This window comes from Nocardia aurantiaca (assembly GCF_009708175.1).
Taxonomy (GTDB): Bacteria; Actinomycetota; Actinomycetes; order Mycobacteriales; family Mycobacteriaceae; genus Nocardia; species Nocardia aurantiaca.
The window spans coordinates 477,967-503,000 of record NZ_WMBB01000001.1 but is presented as its reverse complement, the minus strand read 5'-3'; the positions used below and the strand labels follow the sequence as shown (position 1 = coordinate 503,000).

22 protein-coding genes are annotated in these 25,034 nt (G+C 63.6%); 9 read left to right on the top strand and 13 right to left on the bottom strand.

The features are described from left to right. Positions 1–13: 13 nt before the first annotated feature. From eccB to GLP40_RS02040, 10 genes are all read right to left on the bottom strand, one after another. Positions 14–1,525: a type VII secretion protein EccB gene (gene eccB, locus GLP40_RS02085; RefSeq protein WP_328289569.1), complete on the bottom strand. Its 1,512-nt coding sequence runs from the start codon at positions 1,523–1,525 to the stop codon at positions 14–16. A gap of 120 nt (positions 1,526–1,645) precedes the next feature. Beyond that, a complete protein-coding gene (locus GLP40_RS02080; protein ID WP_154786071.1) occupies positions 1,646–1,978 on the bottom strand; it encodes a hypothetical protein in 333 nt (110 codons plus the stop codon). A 47-nt stretch (positions 1,979–2,025) separates the two neighbouring features. Further along, complete coding sequence (locus GLP40_RS02075) at positions 2,026–2,328, bottom strand: WXG100 family type VII secretion target (protein ID WP_154786070.1); 303 nt, start codon at positions 2,326–2,328, stop codon at positions 2,026–2,028. Between the two features lie 92 nt (positions 2,329–2,420). Further along, the gene (locus GLP40_RS02070) at positions 2,421–3,209 is read right to left on the bottom strand and encodes an ESX secretion-associated protein EspG (RefSeq protein ID WP_154786069.1); all 789 of its coding nucleotides are present in this window, start codon (positions 3,207–3,209) and stop codon (positions 2,421–2,423) included. Continuing rightward, positions 3,206–4,237 carry a PPE domain-containing protein gene (locus GLP40_RS02065; RefSeq protein WP_154786068.1) on the bottom strand — a complete coding sequence of 344 codons (1,032 nt, stop codon included), beginning with the start codon at positions 4,235–4,237 and terminating at the stop codon, positions 3,206–3,208. The genes GLP40_RS02070 and GLP40_RS02065 overlap by 4 nt, the downstream gene beginning before the upstream one ends. Positions 4,238–4,253: 16 nt before the next feature. Continuing rightward, positions 4,254–4,568, bottom strand: a complete 315-nt coding sequence (locus GLP40_RS02060) for a PE domain-containing protein (RefSeq protein ID WP_154786067.1) — start codon at positions 4,566–4,568, stop codon at positions 4,254–4,256. Between the two features lie 34 nt (positions 4,569–4,602). Continuing rightward, complete coding sequence (locus GLP40_RS02055) at positions 4,603–5,934, bottom strand: hypothetical protein (protein WP_154786066.1); 1,332 nt, start codon at positions 5,932–5,934, stop codon at positions 4,603–4,605. Next, on the bottom strand, positions 5,931–6,245 hold the full coding sequence (locus tag GLP40_RS02050) for a hypothetical protein (protein WP_230329149.1): 315 nt from the start codon (positions 6,243–6,245) through the stop codon (positions 5,931–5,933). Before GLP40_RS02050 ends, GLP40_RS02055 begins: the two co-directional genes overlap by 4 nt. 110 nt (positions 6,246–6,355) lie before the next feature. Further along, positions 6,356–6,643, bottom strand: coding sequence for a YbaB/EbfC family nucleoid-associated protein (locus tag GLP40_RS02045; RefSeq protein ID WP_154786065.1), 288 nt, complete (start codon positions 6,641–6,643; stop codon positions 6,356–6,358). Positions 6,644–6,667: 24 nt separating this feature from the next. Beyond that, positions 6,668–7,033, bottom strand: a complete 366-nt coding sequence (locus GLP40_RS02040) for a hypothetical protein (protein WP_154786064.1) — start codon at positions 7,031–7,033, stop codon at positions 6,668–6,670. A 190-nt stretch (positions 7,034–7,223) separates the two neighbouring features. Between GLP40_RS02040 and GLP40_RS02035 the strand changes: the two genes are divergently transcribed. Next, positions 7,224–9,029, top strand: a complete 1,806-nt coding sequence (locus GLP40_RS02035) for a hypothetical protein (protein WP_154786063.1) — start codon at positions 7,224–7,226, stop codon at positions 9,027–9,029. Continuing rightward, positions 9,026–9,820 (top strand): ESX secretion-associated protein EspG, encoded by a 795-nt coding sequence (locus GLP40_RS02030; RefSeq protein ID WP_154786062.1) that lies wholly within the window; start codon positions 9,026–9,028, stop codon positions 9,818–9,820. The genes GLP40_RS02035 and GLP40_RS02030 overlap by 4 nt, the downstream gene beginning before the upstream one ends. A gap of 96 nt (positions 9,821–9,916) precedes the next feature. On the opposite strand, the gene GLP40_RS02025 is transcribed toward GLP40_RS02030, so the two are convergent. Further along, positions 9,917–11,098 (bottom strand): hypothetical protein, encoded by a 1,182-nt coding sequence (locus tag GLP40_RS02025; RefSeq protein WP_154786061.1) that lies wholly within the window; start codon positions 11,096–11,098, stop codon positions 9,917–9,919. Positions 11,099–11,326: 228 nt separating this feature from the next. On the opposite strand from GLP40_RS02025, the gene GLP40_RS02020 reads away from it, so the two are divergent. The 5 genes from GLP40_RS02020 to GLP40_RS02000 all read left to right on the top strand — a co-directional run bounded on the left by GLP40_RS02020 (position 11,327) and on the right by GLP40_RS02000 (position 21,743). Beyond that, positions 11,327–12,409 carry a hypothetical protein gene (locus GLP40_RS02020; RefSeq protein WP_154786060.1) on the top strand — a complete coding sequence of 361 codons (1,083 nt, stop codon included), beginning with the start codon at positions 11,327–11,329 and terminating at the stop codon, positions 12,407–12,409. An 83-nt stretch (positions 12,410–12,492) separates the two neighbouring features. Next, complete coding sequence (locus GLP40_RS02015) at positions 12,493–12,810, top strand: hypothetical protein (RefSeq protein ID WP_154786059.1); 318 nt, start codon at positions 12,493–12,495, stop codon at positions 12,808–12,810. A 16-nt stretch (positions 12,811–12,826) separates the two neighbouring features. Then, the gene (locus tag GLP40_RS02010; protein ID WP_230329148.1) at positions 12,827–13,342 is read left to right on the top strand and encodes a YbaB/EbfC family nucleoid-associated protein; all 516 of its coding nucleotides are present in this window, start codon (positions 12,827–12,829) and stop codon (positions 13,340–13,342) included. 3 nt (positions 13,343–13,345) lie between these two features. Next, positions 13,346–21,112 (top strand): toxin glutamine deamidase domain-containing protein, encoded by a 7,767-nt coding sequence (locus GLP40_RS02005; protein ID WP_154786058.1) that lies wholly within the window; start codon positions 13,346–13,348, stop codon positions 21,110–21,112. A gap of 19 nt (positions 21,113–21,131) precedes the next feature. Continuing rightward, entirely contained in the window at positions 21,132–21,743 is a 612-nt protein-coding gene (locus tag GLP40_RS02000; protein ID WP_230329147.1) for a pentapeptide repeat-containing protein, read from the top strand. Positions 21,744–21,769: 26 nt separating this feature from the next. Here the strand turns inward: GLP40_RS02000 and GLP40_RS01995 are convergent, their stop codons facing one another. Further along, positions 21,770–22,255 (bottom strand): hypothetical protein, encoded by a 486-nt coding sequence (locus GLP40_RS01995; RefSeq protein ID WP_154786057.1) that lies wholly within the window; start codon positions 22,253–22,255, stop codon positions 21,770–21,772. Between the two features lie 232 nt (positions 22,256–22,487). Between GLP40_RS01995 and GLP40_RS01990 the strand changes: the two genes are divergently transcribed. Both GLP40_RS01990 and GLP40_RS01985 read left to right on the top strand, forming a co-directional pair. Beyond that, the gene (locus GLP40_RS01990; protein ID WP_154786056.1) at positions 22,488–22,751 is read left to right on the top strand and encodes a hypothetical protein; all 264 of its coding nucleotides are present in this window, start codon (positions 22,488–22,490) and stop codon (positions 22,749–22,751) included. 14 nt (positions 22,752–22,765) lie between these two features. Then, the gene (locus tag GLP40_RS01985; RefSeq protein WP_154786055.1) at positions 22,766–23,062 is read left to right on the top strand and encodes a hypothetical protein; all 297 of its coding nucleotides are present in this window, start codon (positions 22,766–22,768) and stop codon (positions 23,060–23,062) included. A gap of 15 nt (positions 23,063–23,077) precedes the next feature. Here GLP40_RS01985 and GLP40_RS01980 read toward each other — a convergent pair whose 3' ends face one another. Beyond that, a complete protein-coding gene (locus GLP40_RS01980) occupies positions 23,078–24,817 on the bottom strand; it encodes a sensor histidine kinase (protein WP_230329146.1) in 1,740 nt (579 codons plus the stop codon). Positions 24,818–25,034 lie beyond the last annotated feature (217 nt).

Sequence of the window (25,034 nt, the reverse complement as noted above, 5' to 3'; positions counted from 1 at the left end):
CGTTGAACCTTCTCTACTGAGTCGGCAGGGTATCCCAGTTCTTCAGCGCATCCTGTTTGGAGAGAGTCGGCCCTGGCACCAACTGCCCGATGATCTCCCAAGGGGCGAGGTGCGGGGTAGTGCCCAGCCCGAGAATCTGTGCGGTCCCGAGATCCGGAATGCCATACCGGATTCCGTTGTCGGCGACATAGAACAGATTTTCTCGCCGCTGACTACCTGGTTCGATGCCTGTAGTGCGCACGAATTCACCCGTGCTGGGCGGGACATAGACAGCATCGACACGGTCTCCGCTAGCACCGTCCTTGGTGGCCAGATCCACCGACTTCTGTGAATCCGGTAGCGGCAGTCGCGTACCGAGCAGCAGTTGAACCTTGGCACGGTCCGCTGGCCCCTCGGTGGCGTCCTGCTGTTCCCGGCCGAGGCCGCTCTTCTTCGCCCAGGTGATGCATGCAACCGGATTGTCCTCGGCGGTCATGATCTTCGGCGTTGAATTGGGGAAGTCGTCGACCGGCAGCGAATGCACCACTGGAATTCCGTTGAGCACATCGGGGGTAACGGACTTGAATCCGTTCATGCCCTGAGAATTGTCGGAACCGATGACCTGGGCAGTGAAAGCAGAGATGCGCTGCACGCCGTCAGCCAGCACGACATACAGGTCGGATCGGTCCGAACCATCCAGTGCCGCGACCTTGATAATGCCGCCAACTGGCACTGCGCTCAGCTTGCCCAGACCGTTCTCGCCGATATGCGGTATAGCGGGCGGGACCAAGGGCGGCACCTTAACCGATGCGCCGATCAGATCGGTAGTAGCGGGACGGGATCGCTTGCCGCTCAAGCCGAGTGCTTGCGCAATCGAATCCTTCGTCCGGTCGAACTCAGCGACCTTGCCGTCGTAAATCAGATAGTCTTTGCCGCTCTTGCTCGCCCAGACAGCCGAGTCCGTGTCGGCTGCTTTGATGCGGTCACTGAGTTCCAGACTGCCTGAGATGACGGTCGTCTCCGCACCGGCGGACGAGGCAGCCCCACCGGAGGCCGACAAAGGCACCTTGTCGCAGAGAGTCCACTGAGATCGTTCGCCTTGTCCGGTGCCCGGCAAAGCCGCCGGCACGCCGGGGATTCCGAGGATCGGACCGCGCGGAACGGAATTAAGCTTGCTGTCCTTGACGGACTTCGGATTTTCGCTGGTACCCGAGATCAACCGTGCCGAAGCCAGATTCAGCGTCGGATACAGGGTCATCTTGCTTTTATCGTCTTTGTCCCGGAGGACGACGTAAAGGGCGCCGCTGTCCTTGCCCATCACGATATTCGCATCGCCGATGGAGCCCTGCGGTCGAATGAAGGCCATGATCGCCGCGCCCGCGACCACGAGCACCGCGAGAACCGCGCCGACCATGAGCGACCGAAACTGCGATCGCATCGGATCGTGCAGCATCCGCACGTCGCGGCGCACCAACGCATGATCGAGTCTGCGCAGCAAGAAGCGGTACCCATTGACCTGGGCACGGGTGGTCAATTGGGCTGGCACTAACCAAATCCTCCGTCGAGCCGGGAACTACGGGCACGTAGATTGCTGGGTCTCAGCCGACGACAGCGCACCCCTCCTGGTCGGAGGCGTGCGCTGTCGTGAGCGGCACTGACGTCCTCGCTAGGCGAAGGACTGGCCGACCTTGCTGTCCGCGGCGAGGGCGTTGTTCAGCGCATTCTCAACCGCGGTGGCAACAGCGTCCAGCGTCGACAGGCACTTGTCGGCGTACGCGGTGTCCCAATCGTTCTTCGCGGCGATGACGGCCTCTAGGGCGCCGTTCTCCTGACCGCTGTTCGGGTCCGACCATGCCTGCTTCAGCTGGTTGTAGGCCTGGCCGAGGTCGCTGCTGGTGTCAACCGCGGACGATCCGTCGCCAGCGACAGCGACCAGGTCACTGTGGTACTGCCGGAGATCCGCGATGAGCTGGGTCATCCCCGCCTTGTCGTAAAGCATGTCAGTTCCTTTGTAGGTGTAGGTAGGTGAAGTCGGCGCTAATTCTGTTACCCGAGGTTGGTGAGAGCCTTGGTGAAGTCGTCCTTGCTGGCGATGTCGGTGTGCTCGAACACGTTGGTGCCCTGACCGACCTTCTCCTGGAATTCGTCCAGCGCCTTGTTCAGCCGCTGGGCTTCGTCGTCCCAGGACTGCGCAGCGGTCTGGAACGCACCAGCCGCCTCACCCTGGAAGCTGCCTTTGGAGGAGTCCACCCGATCGGTGATCTTGCTCAGGATGCCCTTGACCGAGGCAACCACGTCAGCCATGTGGCTCTGCGCCTTGACGGCGACTTCCTTATCAACTGCAACCATCGTCTGTACCTTGCCTTTTTTCTTCGGATTGGATAGGCGATGCGTTGCGCATCACCGGTTTGGGTTGATCAGCTGCATGGGTCGCGCGGGACTCACGACAGCCACCTCCCCCCGGGCAGCGAGTCGATCAGACCCGTGATCGACTGCGCGATACGGTGATCACTGCCCGGTGTCAGCGTGGACCAGAGTTGCTGGTCCGGGGCGACCCCCGGTGCGGCCACGATGCGGCCCCGTGCGGTGTCGTAAACCGCTACGGCTCCGGGCGATCGGTCTGTGACGCCGTCGGCGTAGGCATAGGCCACGATTTCGGCGTAGGCGTGGGTGGCGGAGAGCGCGAGGCCGTAGGCGGTGGCGTCGGTGTCGGGGACGCCCAGGCTGTAGACCGTGCTCGCGTAGTCCGCGGAAGTCGTTGCGGTGTCGAGGCGTTCGGCCAGGTCTGCCGACTCGGCGCTGAAGGCGGCCAGGTCGGCGGGCGGGCGGGGGCCGAGCGCGTCGAGGAGGGGGCGGGCGAGGGATGCGCCGGAACCGTCGGACCACAGGGGGCGGATGTCGAGCGTGTCGCCACGGCGGATGGCTAGGGCGTGGTCCTCGGAGCGGCGGACGACGCAGACGCGGATCATGCCGTCGGCGGTATGGAGACGCATGGCCAACTCACGGTCTGGCTGGGCCAGCGCGAAAAGCGCTGTGGCGGTGTCGGTGTCGACATCGCCGTGGACATCGATAATGCGGCGGGCGCGCAGGTCGGCGCGAGCTTGTTCCTGCGCCTGCTCCCACTCCGGGTACGAATCCTGTTGCGGGCCGACGGATAGCACCAGCGGCAGGGTCTGCACGCCTAGGTGTCCAGCGAGCGCGATCATGCCGTCGTTGGTGAGCGTCGTCATGCGGACGCCTCCTGCTGACCAGCGGAATCAGTGGCGCTGGAGACGCTTTCAGATCCGGTGCTGCCGGCGTTGAAGGCGATGTCGACCGGCGGCCGTTGCGCGGCGGGGTCGAGGCCGCCGAGCACGGCCGGCGCGACCTGCATTCCGGGGTCGAGCCCGGCATCGCCGCTGGGCGCACCCACGAGTCCGGCGCGCGGGATGTGTTCCTCGTCGCTATCCTGGCTCGCAGCACCGCCCATGGCGGTGGGCGCCATGGCGGTGCCGGCCGACTGGACCGTAACAGGCTGTGTCACAACACGTTGCGTGACAGACTCCTTGGCCTCGACAGTCGGTGCGCGCAGCTGCGTCAACGGCATCGGCGGCAGATTGAGCGAGTCGAGGGACAGGGTCGGCATCGAGGGCGTCGCGGGTGTCGGCGTTTCCGGGGTTTCGACGGGTGTGGCCGGCTGTTCGGTAGGCGTCAGTCCGGCGGTCACCTGCGGCGGAGCCTCGTGCTCCCACGGCTTCGCCAGCGATTCGGTGGCGGCCTCGTATGTCCGCATCACCCGGGCCGCCTCGGCTTTCGCCTTCTCGGCGTCGGTCTCGGTCGTCGCCAGTCCGCCCAGCAGCGGCAGACCGCCGGCGAGACCGAGCTGCTGCATCAACTGTTGGAGGTCTTTGAGCTTCTCGACCTCGTCAACGTCGGGCATGGCCAGCTTCGCGAGTTCATATGCGGCGGCGTGTGATTCGGCCTGTGCCGCATTACCGGCCGCAGCCGAGGCGGATGCGCCCAGCCAGTCCCGCAGCGCCTTGATGCGCTCGATGAACGGACCGCTGTTCTTGGATTCCCAAGCGCTGTCCAGGATTACGAGTATTCGCTCGTATTCGACGGCGGCAGCCGCGAAACCGGCACTCAATCGCGTCCATGCGAGACCGGCTTCAGCGGCGGGTACCGCACCGGCACCCGTCACCAGGTCACGCGCCAGCTGCTCGGGCGGCAGGGATTCCCACACCGTCTCGGTGAAGCCGGGTTTCGTCGGTTCCAGCATCGAGGATGGTCTCCGCTCAGCCGGCGAAGCCTAGGACGGACTGCTCTTCGACCTGCCCGAAGGCGTCGAACTGACTGCGCAGCGTCGAAGCGAGGTTGCGCAGTTCGGTGACGCCGTCGCTACCGGAGTTCACGAACGACGCGGCCACCGCGCTGAGTGTCTGCGCGGCGCGCACCGACACCGCGTCCGCTCCGGCGGGCGCGAAGTCGAGCTTGACCTGCTCGACTCCCAGTCCGTTGGCGATGCGGTCGGCCAGCGCGTCGAGCTGGGCCGCGGCGTCGCGGGCGGTCGAGGCGTCGAACCGCAGACCGTCGAATGCGTTGGTGCTCATGCCATTCCTCCTGTGTTCCCCTGGCAGTTCGGTCTCAGAGCGTGAGCGCCTTGTCCGGCGGCTCTTCGATGGCTTCGATGGCGCCGACCACCGGCAGGACCACGCCCTCGATGACGCCGACCACTTCGTCACCGTGCGCGCCGGTGACCAAGCCGGAGCGGTCCGAGGTCGATTCCTCGTCCGCGGCCCCCGCCCGACCCGCGGTGCCCGCCCCGGTCATGCTCGGCGTGGTGGCGGTGCGGCCGGTCGCCTCGGTCGTGGTCTTGGGCAATCCGGCACCGGAGTTGCTGACCTCGCCGGTCGGAATCCGACTGGTGCCCACCGTGTTCGTCGGCGTCGTAGTGGTGGGCACGCCGCCGAAGATGGTGCTGAGCGGACTGCCGCCGCCACCGTCGGTCTGGGTGGCGTCGGGGTTGCCGGTCTTGGTGGTGTCGTCGGTCTTGGTGGTGTCGGTGGGTGTGGTCGTCTTCTGGTTCGTATTGGTGTCGGTGTTGGTGTTCGTATTGGTGTTGCTGCTGCTCAGTGCCGAGCTGAGGTCGCTGACACCCGTCGAGACGACCGACGCGCCCTTCTCGATCACCTTCTCCGCGACGGTCGGCGCGACAGTGGCGATCGGCTGCAGCGTGGTGCCCACCATGTTCGCCAGGTCCGCGATATTGGAGATGATCGGCGCGCCCGCGATCATGATCTTCGTTCCGGCAGCGGTGATCTCGGCGGTGCTGCCCGCCAACTGGGCGCTGGTCTTGGCCGCGATGGCCGAGCCCTCCGTGATCGCGTCGGTCGCGGTGGCGATCAACCACGGGATGCCGGCGGGAGTCGCGATCATGGCGATGCCCGCGGTCACCTGCGCGACGAATTTCGCGATGACAGCGCTGATTTCGGCATAGCCCTCGGCGACGATGGCTTCGGCGCTCAGCAGAATTCCGTGCTGCTGCGTCCCTTGCGCGGCCACCTCCACGCTCTGACTCTCGACCGTCTTGCTCTTGGCCTCCGCGGACTTCGCGGCGTCACCGGTCCAGGTGTTCATGACCGTGCTGGTCGCGGACTTGCTCTGCGACACAGCGGAAGTCAGCGCGCTGACCAGCGAGGTCAGAATGGTCGCCGGATTGAAACTGCTGTTGTTCAGGCTCCCCGTCCCGAACGACTGCAGCAGGCTGACGACCGGCTGGATCAGCGCGGTCAAGTCGATCGTCGGCAGCGTGGGAAGCTGTATCCCTGATAGATCCGGCAGGCTGATCGACGAAAGTTGCGGCAGCTGTGGCAATCCCAGGTTATTCAGAACATCCGTGACCGGTGTATCGAGGTACGGACCGATCGGACTGCTGCGTAGCTCGTCCAGAACGGTCGGATTCGACGGATTGGTCACAGCACCGTCGAGAGGAAGCTGGCCGCCGAGGTCACTTCATTGCTGCCGTAGGCGCCGACGGCCGCGTACGCAGTGGTCGCGGTATCCGCGTGCACGGCGGCGATCTCCGCCGAGGACATCAGGAAATTCCCCTGCGCGACAGCGAATGCCGCCAGGAATTCCTGACCGATCAGACCGAACACCGGCACCGCCTGCGCGAGCGCGGTCCCCACATCCGCCGCAGCCGATCCCGCGACCTGCGCCGCGATGCCCGCCTTCTCAGTGCCGTACGCCAAGATGGGCGCGAATTCCGCCGCCACGTGATCAGCCATCAGTGTCCCTCCCACTACCTATGATCTTGCTCAGCCTACAAGTGCGAAAACCCCTGGGCCAGATCGCAAGGCGCAAACTCTGGCTCAATCTTCTGTTAACAAACCGGGCGCTACCCGGCCATCTCCTCGTTGAACCGGTTCACGATCTCGGCCCGCCGCTCGAAGGCCCGCCGCGCCGCCTGCGCGGCAGTGGTCACCACAGCCTGCTCGAGCTCCCCCGGCGTCATCCGCGAAACAGCGCTGCTGAATTGCAGATCCGTGAGCGCCCCGTTCCCGTCGACCTCGGCCATCACAGCGCCGTCCTCGGAAGTCTCCCGCCCCCTGACAGCCTTCATCTGATCGGCCAAGTCCTGAAACCGATACAGCTGCCGCCGAACCTGCTCCTGCAACTCATCCATCGACGAAACCACGAGCTCCCCCTCTCACACCGTCCTGAGCCAACTCTGCGGCTCAGTATCGTAGTCCTGCTCCTCGACGATTTCCTGCCGAGCGACGTCGGCTTCGGTGGGTAGCCCGGTCCGAGCAAGCCCAGCTGAATCGAGCCCGTCCTCCTCCAACTGCTTCCGCAGCGCGAGCCCAGCGCGATTCGCAGCCTTCTGGCACAGCCGCAGCACCTCTCCCGCCAGTTGAGCTGGATCCCGGTGCAACTCAGCTGGATCCACCTTGATGGCCAGCGGAAGCCCTTGCTCGGTGGTTCGGATACGAATGGAGCCGGTAAATGTGGCGGTGGTCACCGAGGGCCAATCGTCCTGAACTGCTTCGGAACTCACGTCCCCCTCGTCCGTCATTCGCGAACTCCCTCCCAGTTGGCTTGGCGTATGAATACCATACGGCAGCATCGAGCTGCCATCGTTTTCCATGACCAACGGTTCGATAGCCCGTGGTACGGTGGCGCCGTGTCACACTCGGGGGTTCGTCAACATAGGGGCGAGAGGATGGCCAGGCCAATAAGGGATCTTCGTTCGGAGAGTCGGCGCGATGGGCACTACTAACTCACCGGCGTCCTGGACCGACGAACGCAAGAATGCCGAAGCGGGACTGCTGACATATACGCCAGATGTTGCGATCTCCGCGATCAACATCTGCAATGACCTGCTCGGCCAGATGTTGGATGTCCAGTTCAGCCTGAACAACAACAACATCACCGAGATGAAAGACTTCGCGGGGCCACCGGACCCCTTCAAATCCGGTCACCGGATCACGCAGGTGTTCAATGATTGCGGCACCAATTTCAAGGACGTGCTCAAGAAGCACATCGACACCGTTACCGACATGGCCGAAACCTTCAAGGCCGCAGGCAAAGCATTCGAGGGAGCCGATCAGAATTCAGCGGATGCCCTGAACAAGATTGCAGTAACCAATCAGCCCGCAGGCTCCAAGATACCGCCTGTCGACTACGGACATGTCGCCGGAGTACCGAAAGATGCGGCCAAGACCGGCGCTGACATAACTGTCACTTCCACCGATTTGAAAGCGGTACCTTGCGAAAATTCCACGTCATTGTCGTGGGAGAGCCTGCACCTTCTCAAGGTCAACATTGATGCCAATACTCCCGCCATAGCCGGGAAACATTGGGATTGGATGGCCAGCGAGCTCAGTGCTGCATTTGGTGACTTCAGGAACCAGATCGTGGGACTCAAAGGGGAATGGAAGGGCATCGGGAGTGACAGTGCCCAGCAATCGGTGAACAAGTATGCAACCGAGGCCGACCAGCAACTGACACCCGGGATGAAAGCCATCAGCAAGGCTTTGACGAACCTGTCCGGATGGCTGGCTGCCACAAGGGAAAAGATGCCGGATAAGGAACATGATCCGGGAGAGACAACCAATGTTCACTACGGCAGTGCTGTCGCATCTGGCGTCGCAGTGGGGTACAGCTATACAACCACGGACAGAAGCGACCCCACACTCCAGGAATATCAAGATAGATTCAATAAGACATACGCGGTGGGGGTGAAGGAATACAACGACGCGCTTCCACCCAGTCTGCCGGACCCAGCTGGATCTTTCGTTCCGGTTCAGCCAACGCCCCCGGAACAACCGCAGTTGAGCCCCGGGCCGGGCGGTACCAATCCTTCACCCGGCGGGACAACTCCCGCTTCGCCGACCACTCCGACAGCACCGAGCGACCCCAACACCCTGAGCAACCCCAACACCCTGAGCAACCCCGATAATCCAACCACCCCCAATATCAACAATCCGACGAACACAAACGATCAAACGTTGACGACGGTAGTCTCCGCGGTCGAGAACCTGGCACAACAAGGCGTATCGCTTGTGGAATCACTGGCTCAGTCGACCGAAACAATGGTCCAGCAAGGCATTACCTCACTGTCGTCACTCTTGACAGGTCAGCAAACCCAGCAGACCACGACGACAGAGCAGCAGCAGATGCAGCAGCTGCTCTCCTCGCTGACGAACCCTGGGAGCGTTCCGACTTCACCGGGAGGCTCGCCCTCGGTTACACCGACTGGGTCGAATCCGACACCGGCGAAAGATAATCCCCAGAGCAAGCTCTTTCCCCGCGCGGGCATTCAGTCGAATACCGAGGACAAGGAAGAAACCGTCACCGCCACACGCGCAGGGCTCGCGACCAGTGCATCGACAACAACCACTTCGGGCACGTCGGGCAGCAGCGGTATGCCGATGAGCGCCGGCGGTCAAGCGGGTAGTCAGGGCGGCAGCAAGGAACACAAGCGGCCCGAATTCCTGCGATCCGGTGAGAATCTCGACTCGGTGTTCGAACAGATTCCGGCGGCGGTGAGGCCGGTGGCCGAAGAATGAACCGACAGTGGCAGTTCGGTGACCTGGAGTTCCTGGTGCTTTCCGATCGGCTCGGATACGACTATCTGCCCAAGCCCTTCACGTTCATGAGCCGGACTCCGTTGCACGACGACTATGTGCGGGAGAAACGGGAGATGGTGCAGCAGGTGAGCAGCAGGCTGCACGCCGATGGGTCGTTGAACCAGGTCCTGGAGTCGCTGGTACAGCCCGACATTCGGATCGTGGTCGAGGGTTGGGACGGACGCGATCCGAAGCGTGCGGACAAGCGGATTCGGATGATGGCTGCGCGTCGAGGCGGTCGCGGCGTGCTGGTCACGCAACTGCCAGGTGAAACCTATATGCATAGCGGTGGATTCACCTTGACCGAGTGCGACCCGATCATGTTGGCGGATGGGATCGTCGCCGAGCTGCCGATGGCTGAGCCCGGAGGTGATGCCGAGATACCTCTGACTCCGCCGGATGAGAAACGCGACGACGTCGACTATGGATACGGTCATTCCCGGATCGGCGCGCCGGCGGAAGACGACCTGGACCGCATGACTCAGCGGTTCTCGAGAACGCCAGTGAGCCTGGTCGGCACGATCAGCGTCATCCAAGGAACCTCCGCATACGGTCCCCGCGGAATCGCCGAGCATCGGCTCGAGTGGCGAGATCTGGAAGGACAAGGGCGGTACGCGATCGGACACGCGGCCCCGTGGAAGGCCGTCCCTGCGGATGCCAGGCGGTTGACTTCGATGATCAATGCCCGTATCGCCGAGGTGATTCGAGTGATCAAAGAAGAGCGCGGGTGACAAAGCGGACGGTGAACCAGCCTGAAGGCCCGTCAGCAGCGTTGCCCACGGCACGGGCCACAGAACTGCGCGCGGTGTAAGCGTCCTGTCGGACAGCTACCTCTGGGGGACGGCTGCGAGGATATCCCGCGCGAAGGCGAAGGCGGTCGTACTGGCTGCGTCCGGGTCGGGGTGCCCGGTGGCATCCGTGGACCCACCGGCGAAAACCCGGACGCATGCGTTCGACCGTCGCACGACGAGATCCGCCCGGGGCTGGCTATCGGATCCGCTGCGGCCGAACATGCCCGAGATCAACCATCCTTCGTCGATATCAGGTCCATTGGAGCCGAGTTGCGAGAGCGTTCGTTGTGTTTGGGATGAGTAGGACGGTGCCGCGGTCTTCATTTCTTGCCGAGCGTTCGCGAAGCAATTTTTCGCGGCTCCCACTGTTACCGTCGCCTCAACGGCCGAGGTGCCACCGGAGCCGCCTGTCCATCGGGCATACCTGGTCTCGGGGACGTTGTCGCGGGAGTCGCACGTCGCGTTCTGCACGTAGGTCTTCACCGTCGCCGCCGTGACGAGGGCGCATCCCTGCTCCGCGTCGGTGAGGGAGTAGGTCGGTCCACTCTCTCGGAAAACGTTCAGGGCGACCGTGATCGTTACCCCGAGAAAGAGCACAACCCCTAGGACCAGCACACCCGTTGCCCTCCGTGAAAGCTGCGGGATCCCGCTCGGTCGGGCATCCAACCGACGTTCCATCAGTTCGAGCGCCGCGTCGGAAAACAGGGCACGTGGGAGAACTGAGCCCCGCGTGCCCTGTTCTCGAAGAAACGTTCCTCCACCGATGGCGAACAGGTCCTTGACCTGGCTGTACGGGATCGTGGTAGTACCGGTCATCAGGATCAGTTCCAGCGAATCCTGGTGGAAGCGGGCCGAGATCGCAGTGCCGGGCGCAGTGTAGGCCGCGATGCTCGCATTGCGTTTGATCATCTGAATGGCGGTGCCCAGAAGGCCCATCGCGACGGCGATCCCCAGCAGAACGAAGTACGACAGGAACAGCCCCGAGACGCTCCAACCCGGCGAGTTGGCCGCGATGAAGATCTCAATGAAGCGGCGCGACATCAGAATCAGCGGAATCAGAAGCATGAATCCCCAGGTGTACGGGGAACGCAAACGTGCCAGGGCCAGAACTCGGCTCAAGCGCCGGGTGGTGCCAGCGTCCGATACGACGGTCACTTCCAGCGGCAGCCCGGGTTTCGCCGCATGCGACGCCGAAGAAGGTTGCTGCGGCTGGTTCATCGATGCCCCCGATCAATCGTGTCCTGCCCGGCACGATAACGCATGTGAAACCGCTTGGAACACTGGTCGACTGTGGCCGGCCTCACCTGCGCGCCGATACCGGATGCGACGCCTGGCCGAGGTCGCCTAGTGTTCCGGCGTGTGGCGTCACAAGGCCAGGGAGGAGCGCTCGTGAGTTTTCCACGCCTGCCAGGGGAACCGGAGATGGTGGTGCGGCCGACTCTCGAATTGGAGGCGGAGATCACCCGCGAGCTGGCTCGGCTGCTCGCACCGACCTGGAAACGGCTGGATGCGGCGTTTGCCTTCACTGTGAGTGACGAAGCGGCGCAAGTCATTCTGTCCGACAATCAACGTGCGGTTCCCGCGCGGCCTTCGGCACGGGTGGTCGAGCTGTTACGGGAGCATCGTCATCGGTCCGCGGGAGTCGGCGATGGGCCGTGGTGGCGGTTCTTGGTGTCGCTGACGAACACCGGGGAGGCGACTATCGACTACGACGACGGCTCCGACCCTTTCCCCGATGATCACCTCTTTCCCGCCGCCGCGTATCAGGCGGACTTGCAGACGTATCCGCGCAGAACCCTGCCGGTGTGGCTCGCCGCTTACGTCGGGCATCAAGGCCGCCAGGTTCGGACCCCGAAGATGGCTTTTACTCAGGCGCAAGCGGACTTTGCCGCGGGTGTCACCGCGATCTCCACCGCGGCAGTGTTACCGCCCTTCCCACTGATGTGGGCGCGCTGGGCCGCGATCTCCGCCGCATTCGTGGCGGCCAACTCTCAGTGGGGACCGCGAATCACGGCGGGGGTGGGCTGGTTCGAGGGATCCAAACGCAGCGGTGCGACACTGCACCGGCTGCCTGGAGGCCGGGCGGTCTTATCGGGCGGCGTCTGGAACGCCGCGGAATTGGATGCCGCCTACAACCGCGGTGCCGCGCTGCCGCTTCTCTATCGGGGCGCTCCCGATTGGGTAGCCGATCCAGTGCTGAGTCCGCGCGCGGCCAATGGTTTGCTGTCGTTCTGCTATTGGTGGGACGGGAATGCCTGGTACCAAGGCGAATCACCGGATCCGACGGCCGTCGGCATCGCTCTGCCCGGCATCTGGACCAGCAAGATCACCGCCGAGATGATAACGCAAGCACTCGGCACCAAAGGCAACGTGGGCATTTCGAATCTGGTATCGGCGGCCGAGACCCACCAGGTGACACGGCCGCTACTGATGCGCGGGCTCGGCGGTGACGCATTCGAGACACATGACGCCTACTACCAGCTGGTGCTCGCCGGTGTCGCGAGTTCGGTTTCAGCACAGTCCGACTGACCAAACTTCATGATCGGGTCACTCGCCCGAGCCGTATATGATCATCAAGGCATTGGTCGGTACCAGTACCTCGGGGGGTTGGCATGACAGACAAGGTCCAGGTCGAAATCGCCGGAATGCGTTCGACCGCAGACGGACTCGATAGCGCATCCACACAGATCGATGCGATCCTGGCCACGGTCGACGCAGCCTGGCAAGCCCATAACGGATGCTGGGGAGACGACGAGTACGGCAGACCGTTCAACGAGGGGGACGGCGGCTACACGAAACGAGCAACCAACCTCGAGGATGTCCTGAAGTCCAAAGCCGCTCGATTGCGGGAGTATTCGGCTGGGCTCAGGGACGGCGCTACGTCGCTCGAGATCGCCGAAGCCAATAACGTCGACGGTTTCAAGTACTGAGCGGCATCGAACGAGTATGGCAAACGAGGCGGAGAAGTCACGACTGGCCGAGCTGCTCGAGATGGTGCAGGGCGGCTTCGCGTCGGTCGCACGGGCTCAAGAAGAACGCGCTCGGCTGACCGCGACCGCGCAGGCGGGTGGGCGTCGGGTGACCATCACCGTCAATGCCGACGGAGTGGTGATCAAGACCGAATTCAGCGATGACATAGACGATCTCCTCTTCTCCGAGATCGCGGCCGCGGTGACCACCGCCACCCAGGAGGCGGCGGCGCAGGTGCGGCAGAAGTCGCAGGAAATCATGACGGCTTTGCGGCGCGAACAAGAGCGTATGCCCACCATGTCCGAGTTCTTCCCCGCCATGCCCGACATCCAGGCGATGATCCCGACACCGCCCGAAGTCTCGACCGCGCCTCCCGGATCACCGGAGCGCGACGCTCCGGACGGGTCAGCGCCGCGATTCACCGATGTCGAGGACTGGGAGCACGACGCCCGAGCGCGCAATCGATCAAGCATTGCCGCTCCCGATTGGTGACGCGTGTCGTGGTTGACTGCGGGCGGAGACCACCTGCCGGGCTGGCTCATGCAGGCCCTCAACTTCGGGCAGGCCTATCCGAAAGGTGATGAGGAGGCGCTGTTCTCGCTCGGCGACGCCTGGAACAAGGCAGCGAGCCAACTCGAGAACCTCGAACCCGAACTGAGATCGGTCACCGGCAAGGTTCCACAGTATTACGTCGGCGATGGCGCGACCAAAATCTCCGAAGAATTCGCCACGCTGTTCGACGGCAAGGACTACTCGATCCAGAAACTGGTGTCGAACCTGCACTCGTTGGGACATGACACCCGTTCCACGGCGACGACGATCGAATACACGAAGATCCAGGAAGAAGCCTTCGCGCTTCTCACGCTGTGGACCGTGGGATCTCTTATGGTCTCGCTGTACGGCGAGGTTCTGGTCCCCGCGTACCTTGCCATCGCCAGGGAGGGGCTGGCGGTCTTCGCGGAATCGATGATGAAACGCATTGCGGCGCTCGCCAGCCGGGCCGCACTCGAGTCCATGGCGAAGCCGCTGTCGAAAGAGATCGTCGTTCCGCTGGGCCAGAGGCTCGCACCGGTCGCCCTCCAGATCGGCAAGAGCGCCGTAATCGCCGCTGGAATGGGCGCGGGCCTCGACGCCGGTATTCAGGCAATTCAGCTCGGGATGGGGCACCGTGACGACGGTTTCGACCTGAAACAGACGTTCACGACCGGTATCGAATGGGGCGTAGGCGGTTTGGTCGGCGGACCAGGCCACATGCTGGCGGACAAGGCACTCAAACGGACGCTTCCCGGGCTGACCCCACGGCTGGGAGGATTCGTATCCGGTGGCATCGGCGGTGTCGCGGGTGCCTTCGGCATGTACGGGGCCGGGTTGGGAGTTCAGTACTACGACAAGGGGAATTGGCACGACGTCGACAAATCCCTGAGTCCGCAAATGCTTGCGGGCGGTCTCGCCATGGGCGGTCTGGGTGGTATGAAAGCGGCGGGCAAGGAACATGGAGGAGTTCCCAGCACCGGGGATCCCAGTGGTTCGCTGGCGAAAGGCTTTCCGGCCGAAGCGCAAACCAAGCTCACGCCCGACACGAACCCGGCACACGAGAGTCCCGCCGCTGCCAGCGACGCGAGAGCTCATGAGAATGAGCAGCCGGCGAAGGCCGATCTTGCTACGGACACGGAACACCGTGCCGCACCGACGAATACGACTCCGCAGGCGGTAGATCAGCCCCGCTCTGGTCCGGTTGACCACAACCGCCCGGCCGATACCACCAGCCGGACAACAGATGCCACGGGTCGGTCCGCCGACACCGGAGCCAAGGTCGCGGACAGCGCCGCTAAGCAAACCGCGGCGAGTGACCGTCCCGCCGAGCCCATCACTTCCAAGGACAACACACCCGCACGCCCACCGGCCGACAGTCCCGCAAGGACGGCCAATGTCGCTCCCGCCGAACAGAAGGCGAATCTCGTTGCGGGCGCGCAGGACAAGGCCGCACCGGCTCCGGCCGCACGGGCGCAGGAGGTTCGAGCGCCAGAATCCGAGGTGCGGCCGTTGCGCGCCGAACCAACCGCGCAACCGACCGCGACGCGCCCTACCGATGTAGCACCGACTCGGACAAACGTCCCAACCGACGGTGGCGCGGCCGACCGTGCGACCCCCGGCGACACCGCAGCACGCATTGATCGCCCGGAGCCAATCACCGACCGCTCCCCCATCGATACGATGTTGGACACCCCGGATGAACCGGCCCAGCGCCCAGCCGACCCGCGTGGCGGACAACCACCGGACCCAGGCACCCAACCCCTCGGCGGCGATCATCAAGCGCCGAAGGAAGATCCGAGTGCCGTCGGATCGGATCACTCGTCCTTGCACGACAAGCCCCAGCCGAATGCACCGGCGCTGATCGTCACCACAGCGCCGCACCCCGGCAGCGAGCATCCACTGGAAGTTCGTCGTCGCATCGACAAGGTCACAGGAGTCGAGCGTGATCCGGAGCTCGCCAAGGCGCGACAAGAATTCGAGGATTTCTACAAGGAACAGAACACTGAAGCCGCGAAACCCACCCACGTCACACCCCGTGATGGCGGATCGCCCACTGCCGCGACGGGATACGAGGTACGGCGCTTCAGTTATGGCCCCGGCGAGAAGCTGACAACGCTCACCGTCAAGGTGCATCTCGAACAAATCGGGACCGTGCCGCCGGAACATCTGCGCGAGATCGCCGACCAGCTACACAGCACGGCTGATCGTGTCTTCAACACGGGCGAACGGTTGCTCAGTGGTGATCGTCTTCACGTCGAGCTCGAATTCGTCGACGACCCGGCCGACGCTCATTTGAAGGCGTCAGTGGGGAATCCTCACGAGATCGTCGATCCGACTGTTTGGAATCACGAAACCCCGACGGATGTGCTCGCCGAGCGCCTTCGCGACCACCTCGGACTATCGACCGACACCGTCGGCGATCACACTCTCGACGATATCGATGTCCGCCGAATCAGCAACGACATCGCTATCGCGAATACCGAAGGCCGCGTCGCAGGACTACCCGAAACCCGAGTAATCGCGGAGCTCCACCTGGACGACCTGGAGTTCCCCGAGCATCAGTGGGCAGTCGAAGACGCACTGCGCGACGGCGATAGGTTCCTTGTCCACGCAGACCCTCGCACCAACCCGTACGGGGACCTCATCAACGACGGTGGTCCGCACGAAACCGGCCGCAGTAACAACTGTTTGGACAACAGCCTCGCCGCTTTGTCGTCGTTCCTGGGCGATCCGCAGGTCGCACATCCGCGTTGGCCTGATCTCCTCGTCGACGGCACCATCGATGGCTGGGGTCCCGAGCAGGGCGGCAACGACCGAGCCCTCCATTGGCTCGGTGGCGATTTCAGCACTTGGGGCTATAACCATCCCACTGTGTCTGTCCCCGAACAATTCTCGTGGCTTCACGACCATATGAGTCAATTGGGTGAAGGATCGGCCGCATTGGTCGTCAACAGTTGGTCGGGCGGCGGGGCGCATGCCACCGTGATCGTCTATCCAAAGGGTGCGTCGGGCCCCTTATGGTGGGATCCGCAGCAGCGGACGATCTCGGAAGCACCGCCGCACAGCCTGACCAACCAATCCACAGGGGTCTGGTTCGTCGCCCTTGACCCGAATGCGCCGAATGGAGGTGTTACCGGTGCAGGAGCAGTACCGCACACGGGACCAAGTGGAGGAGTACCTGGCCCGCATCTTCCGACCGGACCTGAAATTCAGCATCTCCCGGACGGACTACGGCTGGGTTTGTCACCCGAAACCCTCGGAGGAGCCCACCCCTCAGGGGAGCCGACCGCCGACTCCGGGCCAAGCCAACTTGGTGGTCAACGCTCAGACGGGAGTGGTGACCATTCACCCGAGCCTGCACCCGACAACGATCGGCCACCAGTACGACGAAGCGATTCGGACGGGCCAACCGGTACCGGGCGAGCAGATCTACCCCCATCGTTGGACAGTGACGCTCCAGCGAATACAGGAGACCGACCGGGAGATCGAATACCAGGTGACCGCGTCGTCTCTGAGCGAGCCCCCGGAGCCGACACTAGAACACCGGTTGATCATCAACAAGAGGGCACGGCAGCCCCGCACGAGCCTGCTGAACGGCCCGGAGCCATTAGTACGAGCGATGGCCTGGGCACGGAGGCAGTGGCAAGTAAACCGGACCTGGCCGGAGCAGGGGACCCTCGAGTACTAGATGGCGTAGATCCGGGTGAAAGGCCTGAACCAGCGGCCGAGCACCCAGCTCAGGCGAACCCTCATCTCGGTGATCGGCTGCTAGAGCTGGAAGCGCTCAGCAACCAAATAGACAGGGCCGCAACGTATTCAGAGTATGCGCACGAGCTCCCCGGTCTGCGTCGGGACATGGCCGATCTACTGGATCACCTGGGCATGCGCGACCGGTCCACCTGGGAAACGCCCTGGCGACTGCTCAGCGAGCACGATCCCGCGTTCGCCCGCAAGCTCGCCGATCAGTATCGGGACCTGCCCCCCGAGCGGAAGACTGACGAGCGCGCGGGAACGCCGCTCGAGCCGAGCGACGCGCGGCCGGCCGACCAAAACGAGGCCCACGGCAATCCGGATCGGCCGTCGACGCTGACCCAGCATCTGAAGGATCGTTTCGAACAGATCCGAGAGCGAATCAACGACATCTTCGCGGCCCATCAGGATCCCGCCCGTACACCCGAATTGCCTGAGTTGCGCGCGAAGTTCGGTGACCTCGTCGACGAGCTCGGCCTGCGCGACCGAGAAGCCTGGGTCACCGCATGGGACTTGTTCAGAGAGCACGATGCCACGCTCGCGCAGTACGTCGAGCAAAACCATGAGTATCTGCTGCCTCGTCCGGAGGATCTCGCCCAAACACATGTCTCGCCCGGCACGGAACCATCGGGCCACGAGCCGGCCGAACAGCCACACACGGAGCAGCCGCATACCGAAGATTCCGCAGCAAAGCACCATCCCGAACCGAAGAACACACACCCAACGGACGAACCGCATTTTGGCGATCCAGATGCACAGCCACACAACAAGATTCCGGAGGTCGGAGCCGAATCGGCGCTCACCTCCGATGAGCATTACGCGGTGCACCGCTACACCGATCCAGACGCGGATGTCTTCAGCGATCTGAACCATCGTCTGCGCAACGGGATCGAGCTCGATCCGGAGCAGCGCAAGCTTGCCGGCGATCTGGCATCGGGGCTCGACAAGCTGCTGGTGCACGACGGAACCGTTTGGCGTGGAGCCCATCTCACTCCGGAGCAGATCGCCCGCTACGTTCCTGGAGCGAAGATCACCGAGCCTTCATTCATCAGCTCCTCGCGGGATCTCCGCCGAATCTTCACCAGCAACGTCGAATTCATCATCCACTCGGAGACCGGCCGCGATATCAGTGCCATCTCGGCACGGCCCGGCGAGCAGGAGGTCCTGTTCAAGCCGGGCACCACCTTCGAAGTGCGCGGCGCGGTCCAGGATCCCCACGCGGGCCTATTCGGCCGCACCCGCGTCTACCTGTACGAGTCGACCGAACCCGCACCGGTCCATGAGGCCCCGACCGAGCGCAAGGGGCACGAGGGCCGGCCGAGTGAGCACGCTTCGGTACCGGGCGCCGACGTTTACTCGACCGCGGAACTGCCGGTCCGCCATGGCACCGACCGCACCGCCCTCGGCGATTCACCGGAGGCCCAGCGCGTCTTTGAGAACGTGCGCAACGAGGGCGAGCACGATGTCGTCGTACACGGCGGCCGTTTCGGAAAGCCCACCGGCGACGGGGGTTTCGAAATCGATCCACAGCACGTCGTCGATGCCATCCGCAGCAACCCCGATTACGTCGAAGGAACTCCGGTCCGGCTGCTGTCATGCCACAGCGGCAACGAGATCGGCTGGGCCCAGCACATCGCCGACGAACTCGGCGTCCCGGTCCGCGCGCCCTCGGATCTGGTCGGTGTACGAGCGGTACCCAATTCCCCCGCGGTCATCCACGACACGGGCGAATGGCGGACCTTCCATCCGAGCGAGGCCGACGGCACCACGCCGGAGCCCGCGGTACAGAAGCCGACCGAGCAGACCGACGGGCGCCTCCCGAAGTACGAAGAGGACCCCCGCGAGAACTGGGACATCCTCGGTAACGACAGGCCAGGCGACGAAAAGACTCCCCCACCGGATAGGACCACTGAGGACAGAACTGATACTGGGCCGGCAGAGCACGACTCGCCGCCATCCGCACAGATCGATCGTCCGGCGAACGACAGAACCGGCGAACATGGTTATCCCCGTGCGACATTGGATGATCTCGGCTTCCCTGACGGCGAGGGCATAGCCCTGGTCGATTTGCCGCGCATCGAGCAGGCGTTGGCAGTCACCGAACTTGTCCCTACCGAAGAGGTCCGCTTCACTCAACGTAGCGTGAGCCGAGAGACCTCCGACGGAATTCCCATCCAAGAGCTTGCAGACCATATGGCGGACGGCGGTTGGCGGGGCGGGCCGATCCACGCCGTGGTTGCTGAAGACGGTCACATCATCAGTTTGGACAACCGTCGTCTGACCGCCGCCCAAATGGCGCGCCTCGATCGTGTGCCTACCGCGCTGCATTCTCCCAACGATCGTTTGGCGGATTGGCCACACGAATGGGATGAAAGCCGACGCGAACGCAATCCCCTCCGCGTTGATATCCGTCAGCTCCCGGATGGCACCCTTCGAGTTGGTGGAGACGCCGGCGAAATCGTCTATCGGCGCGGACAGGTCGCCGAAACATGGGGTGAGATAGCACTTTTCCGTTCCGCGGAGCAGCGGAGCCTGCTTCCGGGTGATCTGGCTGGATCCGACCAGCGGCCGGTGTTTGCGGCCAAGCCTGCTCCGGCGATCGAGATCGACCTGCCGCCGGCCGACCATCAAGCGATCGCCGACGCGGTAGGCGCCGCCCGCCCTGAGGCTGACCAGATCCTTTCAGACCTGCATTCGACGCTCGATAACGTGAACCGAGACCTCGATCTGGTCCGCGATCCCGTCGAAACGTGGGGCGAGGACCACAGAGTCAAGTCCGAGGAATCATTGGCTCGCAAGTTCCAGACCGAGCGCAGCGCAGGCGAAAATATTGACAGCTTCCTCAACCGCGTCAACGACCTCGTCCGGTTCTCGACGCGCCTGCCAGACGGTGAGGGATACCGTCCTGCCCTGGACGCGGTCCTGAGTGGTCTCGAGGAGCGTGGATACGAGGTCGTCGATGTAAAGAACTTCTGGAAGGAAGACAATCGATATCTAGGACTGAACGCCACACTGCGGTCTCCGCATGGACGTGAGTTCGAACTCCAGTTCCCCACTGACACCGCCTGGCGGGCAAACAAGCTCACGCACGAGCCCTATGAAGTCTTTCGTCGGACGAACGAGCCGACGCCGGAACCGATCGAACGACGAGTTCACTCGTTTTTCGAGATTCTGCGCACCAACGAAGAACTCGGGCTCAACGAGAGGATCCCGGGTGGAGTCGAGGAGCGGTGGAGCCCCATGGACTCCGGCCTGGCGAAGTGGGTTCGGAAGAACCCCGACCATTGGCGCCTGTATGAGGATTGGCTGCACGAGAACAACCGCGATCTCCGTTGGGTCACAGACCAATTCGGCCTGGATCTCGACAAGCATCTGCCCGGGTACAAAACGGAAGAACACGAGAACCGGATCGACGCGCCCGGCCTTCCCGAAGCTGATACAGATGGCCCGATACAGCCAGACTCAGGTCGGACAGGGCCGGCACCCGAGCTCACCCCGGAGCAGAGGGCACAGCATTGGCAACACTTGGACCAAGTGGAGGCGAGAAATCCTGACGAGTTCGATCACCTCCAACGCGATCCGGACAAGAACGGTGGCATTTCGGAACCGTCCAAGGACGAGGCTCGCGTAGGGTTGGATCTGCGAGAACAGGGACGCCTACCGCAGGACATACGACGACCGGACCAGGCTGATCATGGCGAATTCCACTCGCAGAGCAACGGGAAGTACTACGACATCAAGGGTGTTCACTCGGACTGGCCACCGTTCAATAACGTTCGCGATAAGTCGAAACCCTTTAAAGGCGCGTACAACCCCGCTAAGAACAGTCGATGGGTCGATAAGCTGCGCGAGCAAATCGAGGAGAAGAACCGGACCGTTATTATCGATCTAAGAAATGCCGACCAAGCTGCAATCGACGATATCGAGCTGATTGTACGAACACACGGATGGGACGATGATGTCATCTGGTACCCCTAGCGATTGGGTTCCGCGCGTCTTGCCGCACAACGCAGAAGCATCGGCGCGCTTGCGTGATTGGCTACTCGAGCGCAAGGCGGGCGGACTCGATGCGGGCGGACTCGATCTCAGCGACTCCGATCTGTCCGGCGGAAACTTCTCCGAGTCCTGGTTCGGCGGAACCATCTTCACCAATGCCAAGCTGGCCGATGCCGAGCTGTATCGATCCGATGCGGAGGGAGCGGACTTCACCGGGGCGGACCTGAGGAACGCGTCCCTTGTACGAGTGAACCTCGATGACGCGGTCCTTCGGAACGCGATCCTCGACGGCGCAAATCTAGTCGGCGCTTCACTTTACGACGTCGACGCCAAGGGCGCTTCACTGCGTGGCACCGCCCTCATGGGTTGCTCCCTGTTGCATGTCGATTTCCGCGGGGCGGACCTGTCCAATGCAATTGTCGAGGAGAACACCTTCAAGGTTAAAGTGGACAATGCCACTGTGTTCGACGGCCTGCGGGGCACCCTCTTCGGACCGATCATCCTCGCTGCGGACGATGGCGAACACACACTTGCCAATTCGCAGCTGGAAGCCTGGATCAATGCACGTGGGGGCGCAGTTCGAGTACTCACCCCGAGACTTAGGTCTCGATAGATCAGCTGCGCAAGCCAAGTCATCGACTACTGATCCCGAGAAGGGGGAGTTCCCTTCATTTTCCGCACGTAGTAATCGTCGTTCCATGAAATATCCTCATGATCCGGCGGATCGCCCTTCCATGAGAAGAACCACTCGATCCATTCCTCGGACGGCAGCTCACTAGCGGTAGAGCCATCTACGGCCAGCCGCCTCGAGAAGATTTCCGCACTCGCGCGATCGACCAGTTCCCAGCGATCGTCGTTCCTGAAGTCGCTGGTGAACCCGATGACCCGACCGGGGTCGTACTGCCACATCTGGATGCCCTGGGCCCAGACGAGAGCGTCCTGAGACTTGTCGGAGGTTACGAAGATGGTGAAGGGAGGGGACTTCTCGTACTCCCCTTCGTAAACGGCTCGGTAATACAGCAATGTCAGCTCCTGCCAGCTAAACGCAGCCCAACCAGTCAGCTCGAGCATGGGCATATCGACCAGCGCGACTCTATCAACGCGCCAGGAGGTGGTTCGTGCCACCGACTCGAGGATCTACTCACAGAACGTGTCGAACGGTTCGGCCAGTAGGCTGGTCGGCGTCCGTGGTCTGCCATAGGGGGTTTGCACAGTGTCCGGAGCGACGACAGCGGGCGGGTTGAAGCCCGTCGGGATCTACCGCGAGATGTTTCGGAAGGCGCGGGATGAGCTGCCATTGTTGCGCGAGTCGGGGAGCAGTCATCCGATCGAGGATCGAAGCCTGGTGGCGGGGTACATGAGGGCGGGAACACCAATCTTCGATGTTGCGGGAGACATTACCGATCTGCTCGATCCCGCTAAATCGATCCGCAGCGGGCCGTCGCTGGTCTCGGATGGCGAATGGATCTGGCGCGTCGATTCCATCCACTATCTGGAGAACTACGCGGTGGAGATTCCCGCCGAGTTCCTCGAGCATGTGCGGGGTTTGAACTACCAGCCCAGCGGTGGGGTCGATGTGGCCGATCCGAGGTTCGACGCCGCGATCGCGACCTACTTCTGAGCGAGGAGCCGTTCATGTCCAAGCCGCCCTTGCCGCCGTGGATGACTCCCGATAAGCCGGACGAACAGCGGGAGATCGACGAACAGACGGCCGCGCGAATGGGAATCACGGTCGGCCGGTTGCACGAGATCGACCGGCAGGTCGCCGCGGACATGCGCGAGCGTGAGGCGCTGCGCTCGTCCGAGCGGATTATCGACGGCAATCCGAAGTTCAACAAGGGATTCGGGCCGGTGACGCCGAAGAACACCATCGCACCGGCCGAGATCCGCACCCATGACGAGTCGTCTGGCCGCTCACAACGCCTTTCGTAAAACCCGCGGTTGGGTTCACAGCGGGGCGGACCAGGACACTCGGGTGCCGGGCCCGTGGAGGCCGGCCACGGCGGCGGGGCCGACTTCGCAGTGTCCGCCGGCAGTTTCGGCGCGGTGAGTGAGGTTGGTCAGACCGCTGGGGGTCAGCCCGTCGGGCAGGCCGCATCCATCGTCCTCGATGACGATCACCAGATCGTCGTTCACGGTGAGTTCGACGGTGAGGGTGTCGGCGCCGGAGTGGCGGACCGCGTTGGAGACCGCTTCGCGGACAACGGCTTCGGCGTGATCGGCCAGTGCCGCGTCGACGACGTCGAGGGGACCGGCGACGCGGACACTGGTGCGCAGGTTGGTGTCGGCGGTGTGCTGGCGGATGATCTCGTCGAGGCGTTGGCGCAACCGGGTGGGTCCCTCACCGGCGTGCAGGTCGAACACGGAGGTGCGGATCTCGTTGATGACGGTTTGCAGGTCGTCGATGTGGTCGCTGAGACGTTGCCGCACTTCGAGATTGCGGGTGCGGGCGGCGGTGCCCTGGGCGGCCATGCCGATCGCGAACAATCGCTGCAGGACGTGGTCGTGCAGGTTGCGGGCGATGCGGTCGCGGTCGGCGAGCACGTCCAACTCGCGCATGCGCTGTTGGGCTGCCGCCAGTTGCATGGCCAGTGCGGCTTGGCCGGCGAACGCTTCCGTCAGCTCCGCGGTCTCGCGCGGGTAGGGGCGGATGTCGCCGCGTTGGACCACGAGCAGCCCGAGGGTGGCGTCGCCGGTGTGCAGCGGCAGCACCAGCGCTGGGCCTGCTCCGATCGGTAGTTCTCCGGCATCGACGTCTGTAGTGGTGTCCAGGCGCAGTGTTGTCCCCGAGGCCAGTGCTCGAGCCAGGACCGTGCCCGCGATCGGGATCCGCTCGCCGCGGTGCGTATGGCCGGGCCCGGACCATTCGGCAATGACCAGTTCCGTGGCCTCGCCGACGGGCAGGTCCGGGTCCGGCAGGACCGCCAGCCACGCGTACTGGGAGTCGGACAGGGCGCGGACACGGTCGACGACCTGCTCGAGCACGGTGTCGGGGGTGGTGGTGGCGAGGAAGGCGGTGGTGAGGTCGCGGGTGGCCGCGATCCACGCCTGCCGCGCCTGCGCGGTCTCGTAGAGGCGGGCGTTGTCGATCGCGACACCGGCCGCGGCCGCCAGCGCGGCGACGATGACCTCATCGTCCTCGGTGAACGGCATCCCGTTGTCTTTCTCCGTGAGATACAGGTTGCCGAAGATCTCCTCGCGGATGCGCACCGGCATGCCGAGGAAGCTGCGCATGGGCGGGTGGCCGGGCGGGAATCCCACCGAGTCCGGATGATCGGCGAGATTATCCAGACGGATCGCCTTGGGCTGGGCGAACAGCAACCCGAGCACGCCGCGTCCCTGCGGCAGCGGCCCGATCACGCGGGCTGTCTGCTCGTCGATGCCCTCGTAGATGAACCGGGCCAGCTGCCCGTCGGGACCGCGCACCCCGAGCGCGCCGTAATGGGCGTCCACCAGCGTGATCGCGGTGCGCACGATCCGGCGCAGAGTGTCCTCCAGATCCAGGCCCGCGGTCACGGCGAGCATCGCCTCGACCAGGCCGTCGACGCGGTCACGGGCATCGATGATCTCCTCGACACGGTCACGCACCTCGGCGAGCAATTCCCGTAACCGCAGCTGGGACAGCGTCTCTCGAATCATGCCACCGCTGGCATCGTGGTCCTTGCGAGAGTCTGTCGAACCTGACATGACGGAAGCACCTCTTTTCTGACCGGACGCTGGTCGGTAGACCAGTCTAGGGTCCAAGGCCCTTTATCGCGGAGACCAAGGAACCGATGTCAGGTGAACAGCTCGTATCGGGCACTGGCACCCTGGCCACCGCTCAGCAACGTCCGTCGGCCACGACCACGGCGGACTGGAGGCCGGCGCCGATGCCCTCGGCCGCGCCGGTGAATGCGACGACGAC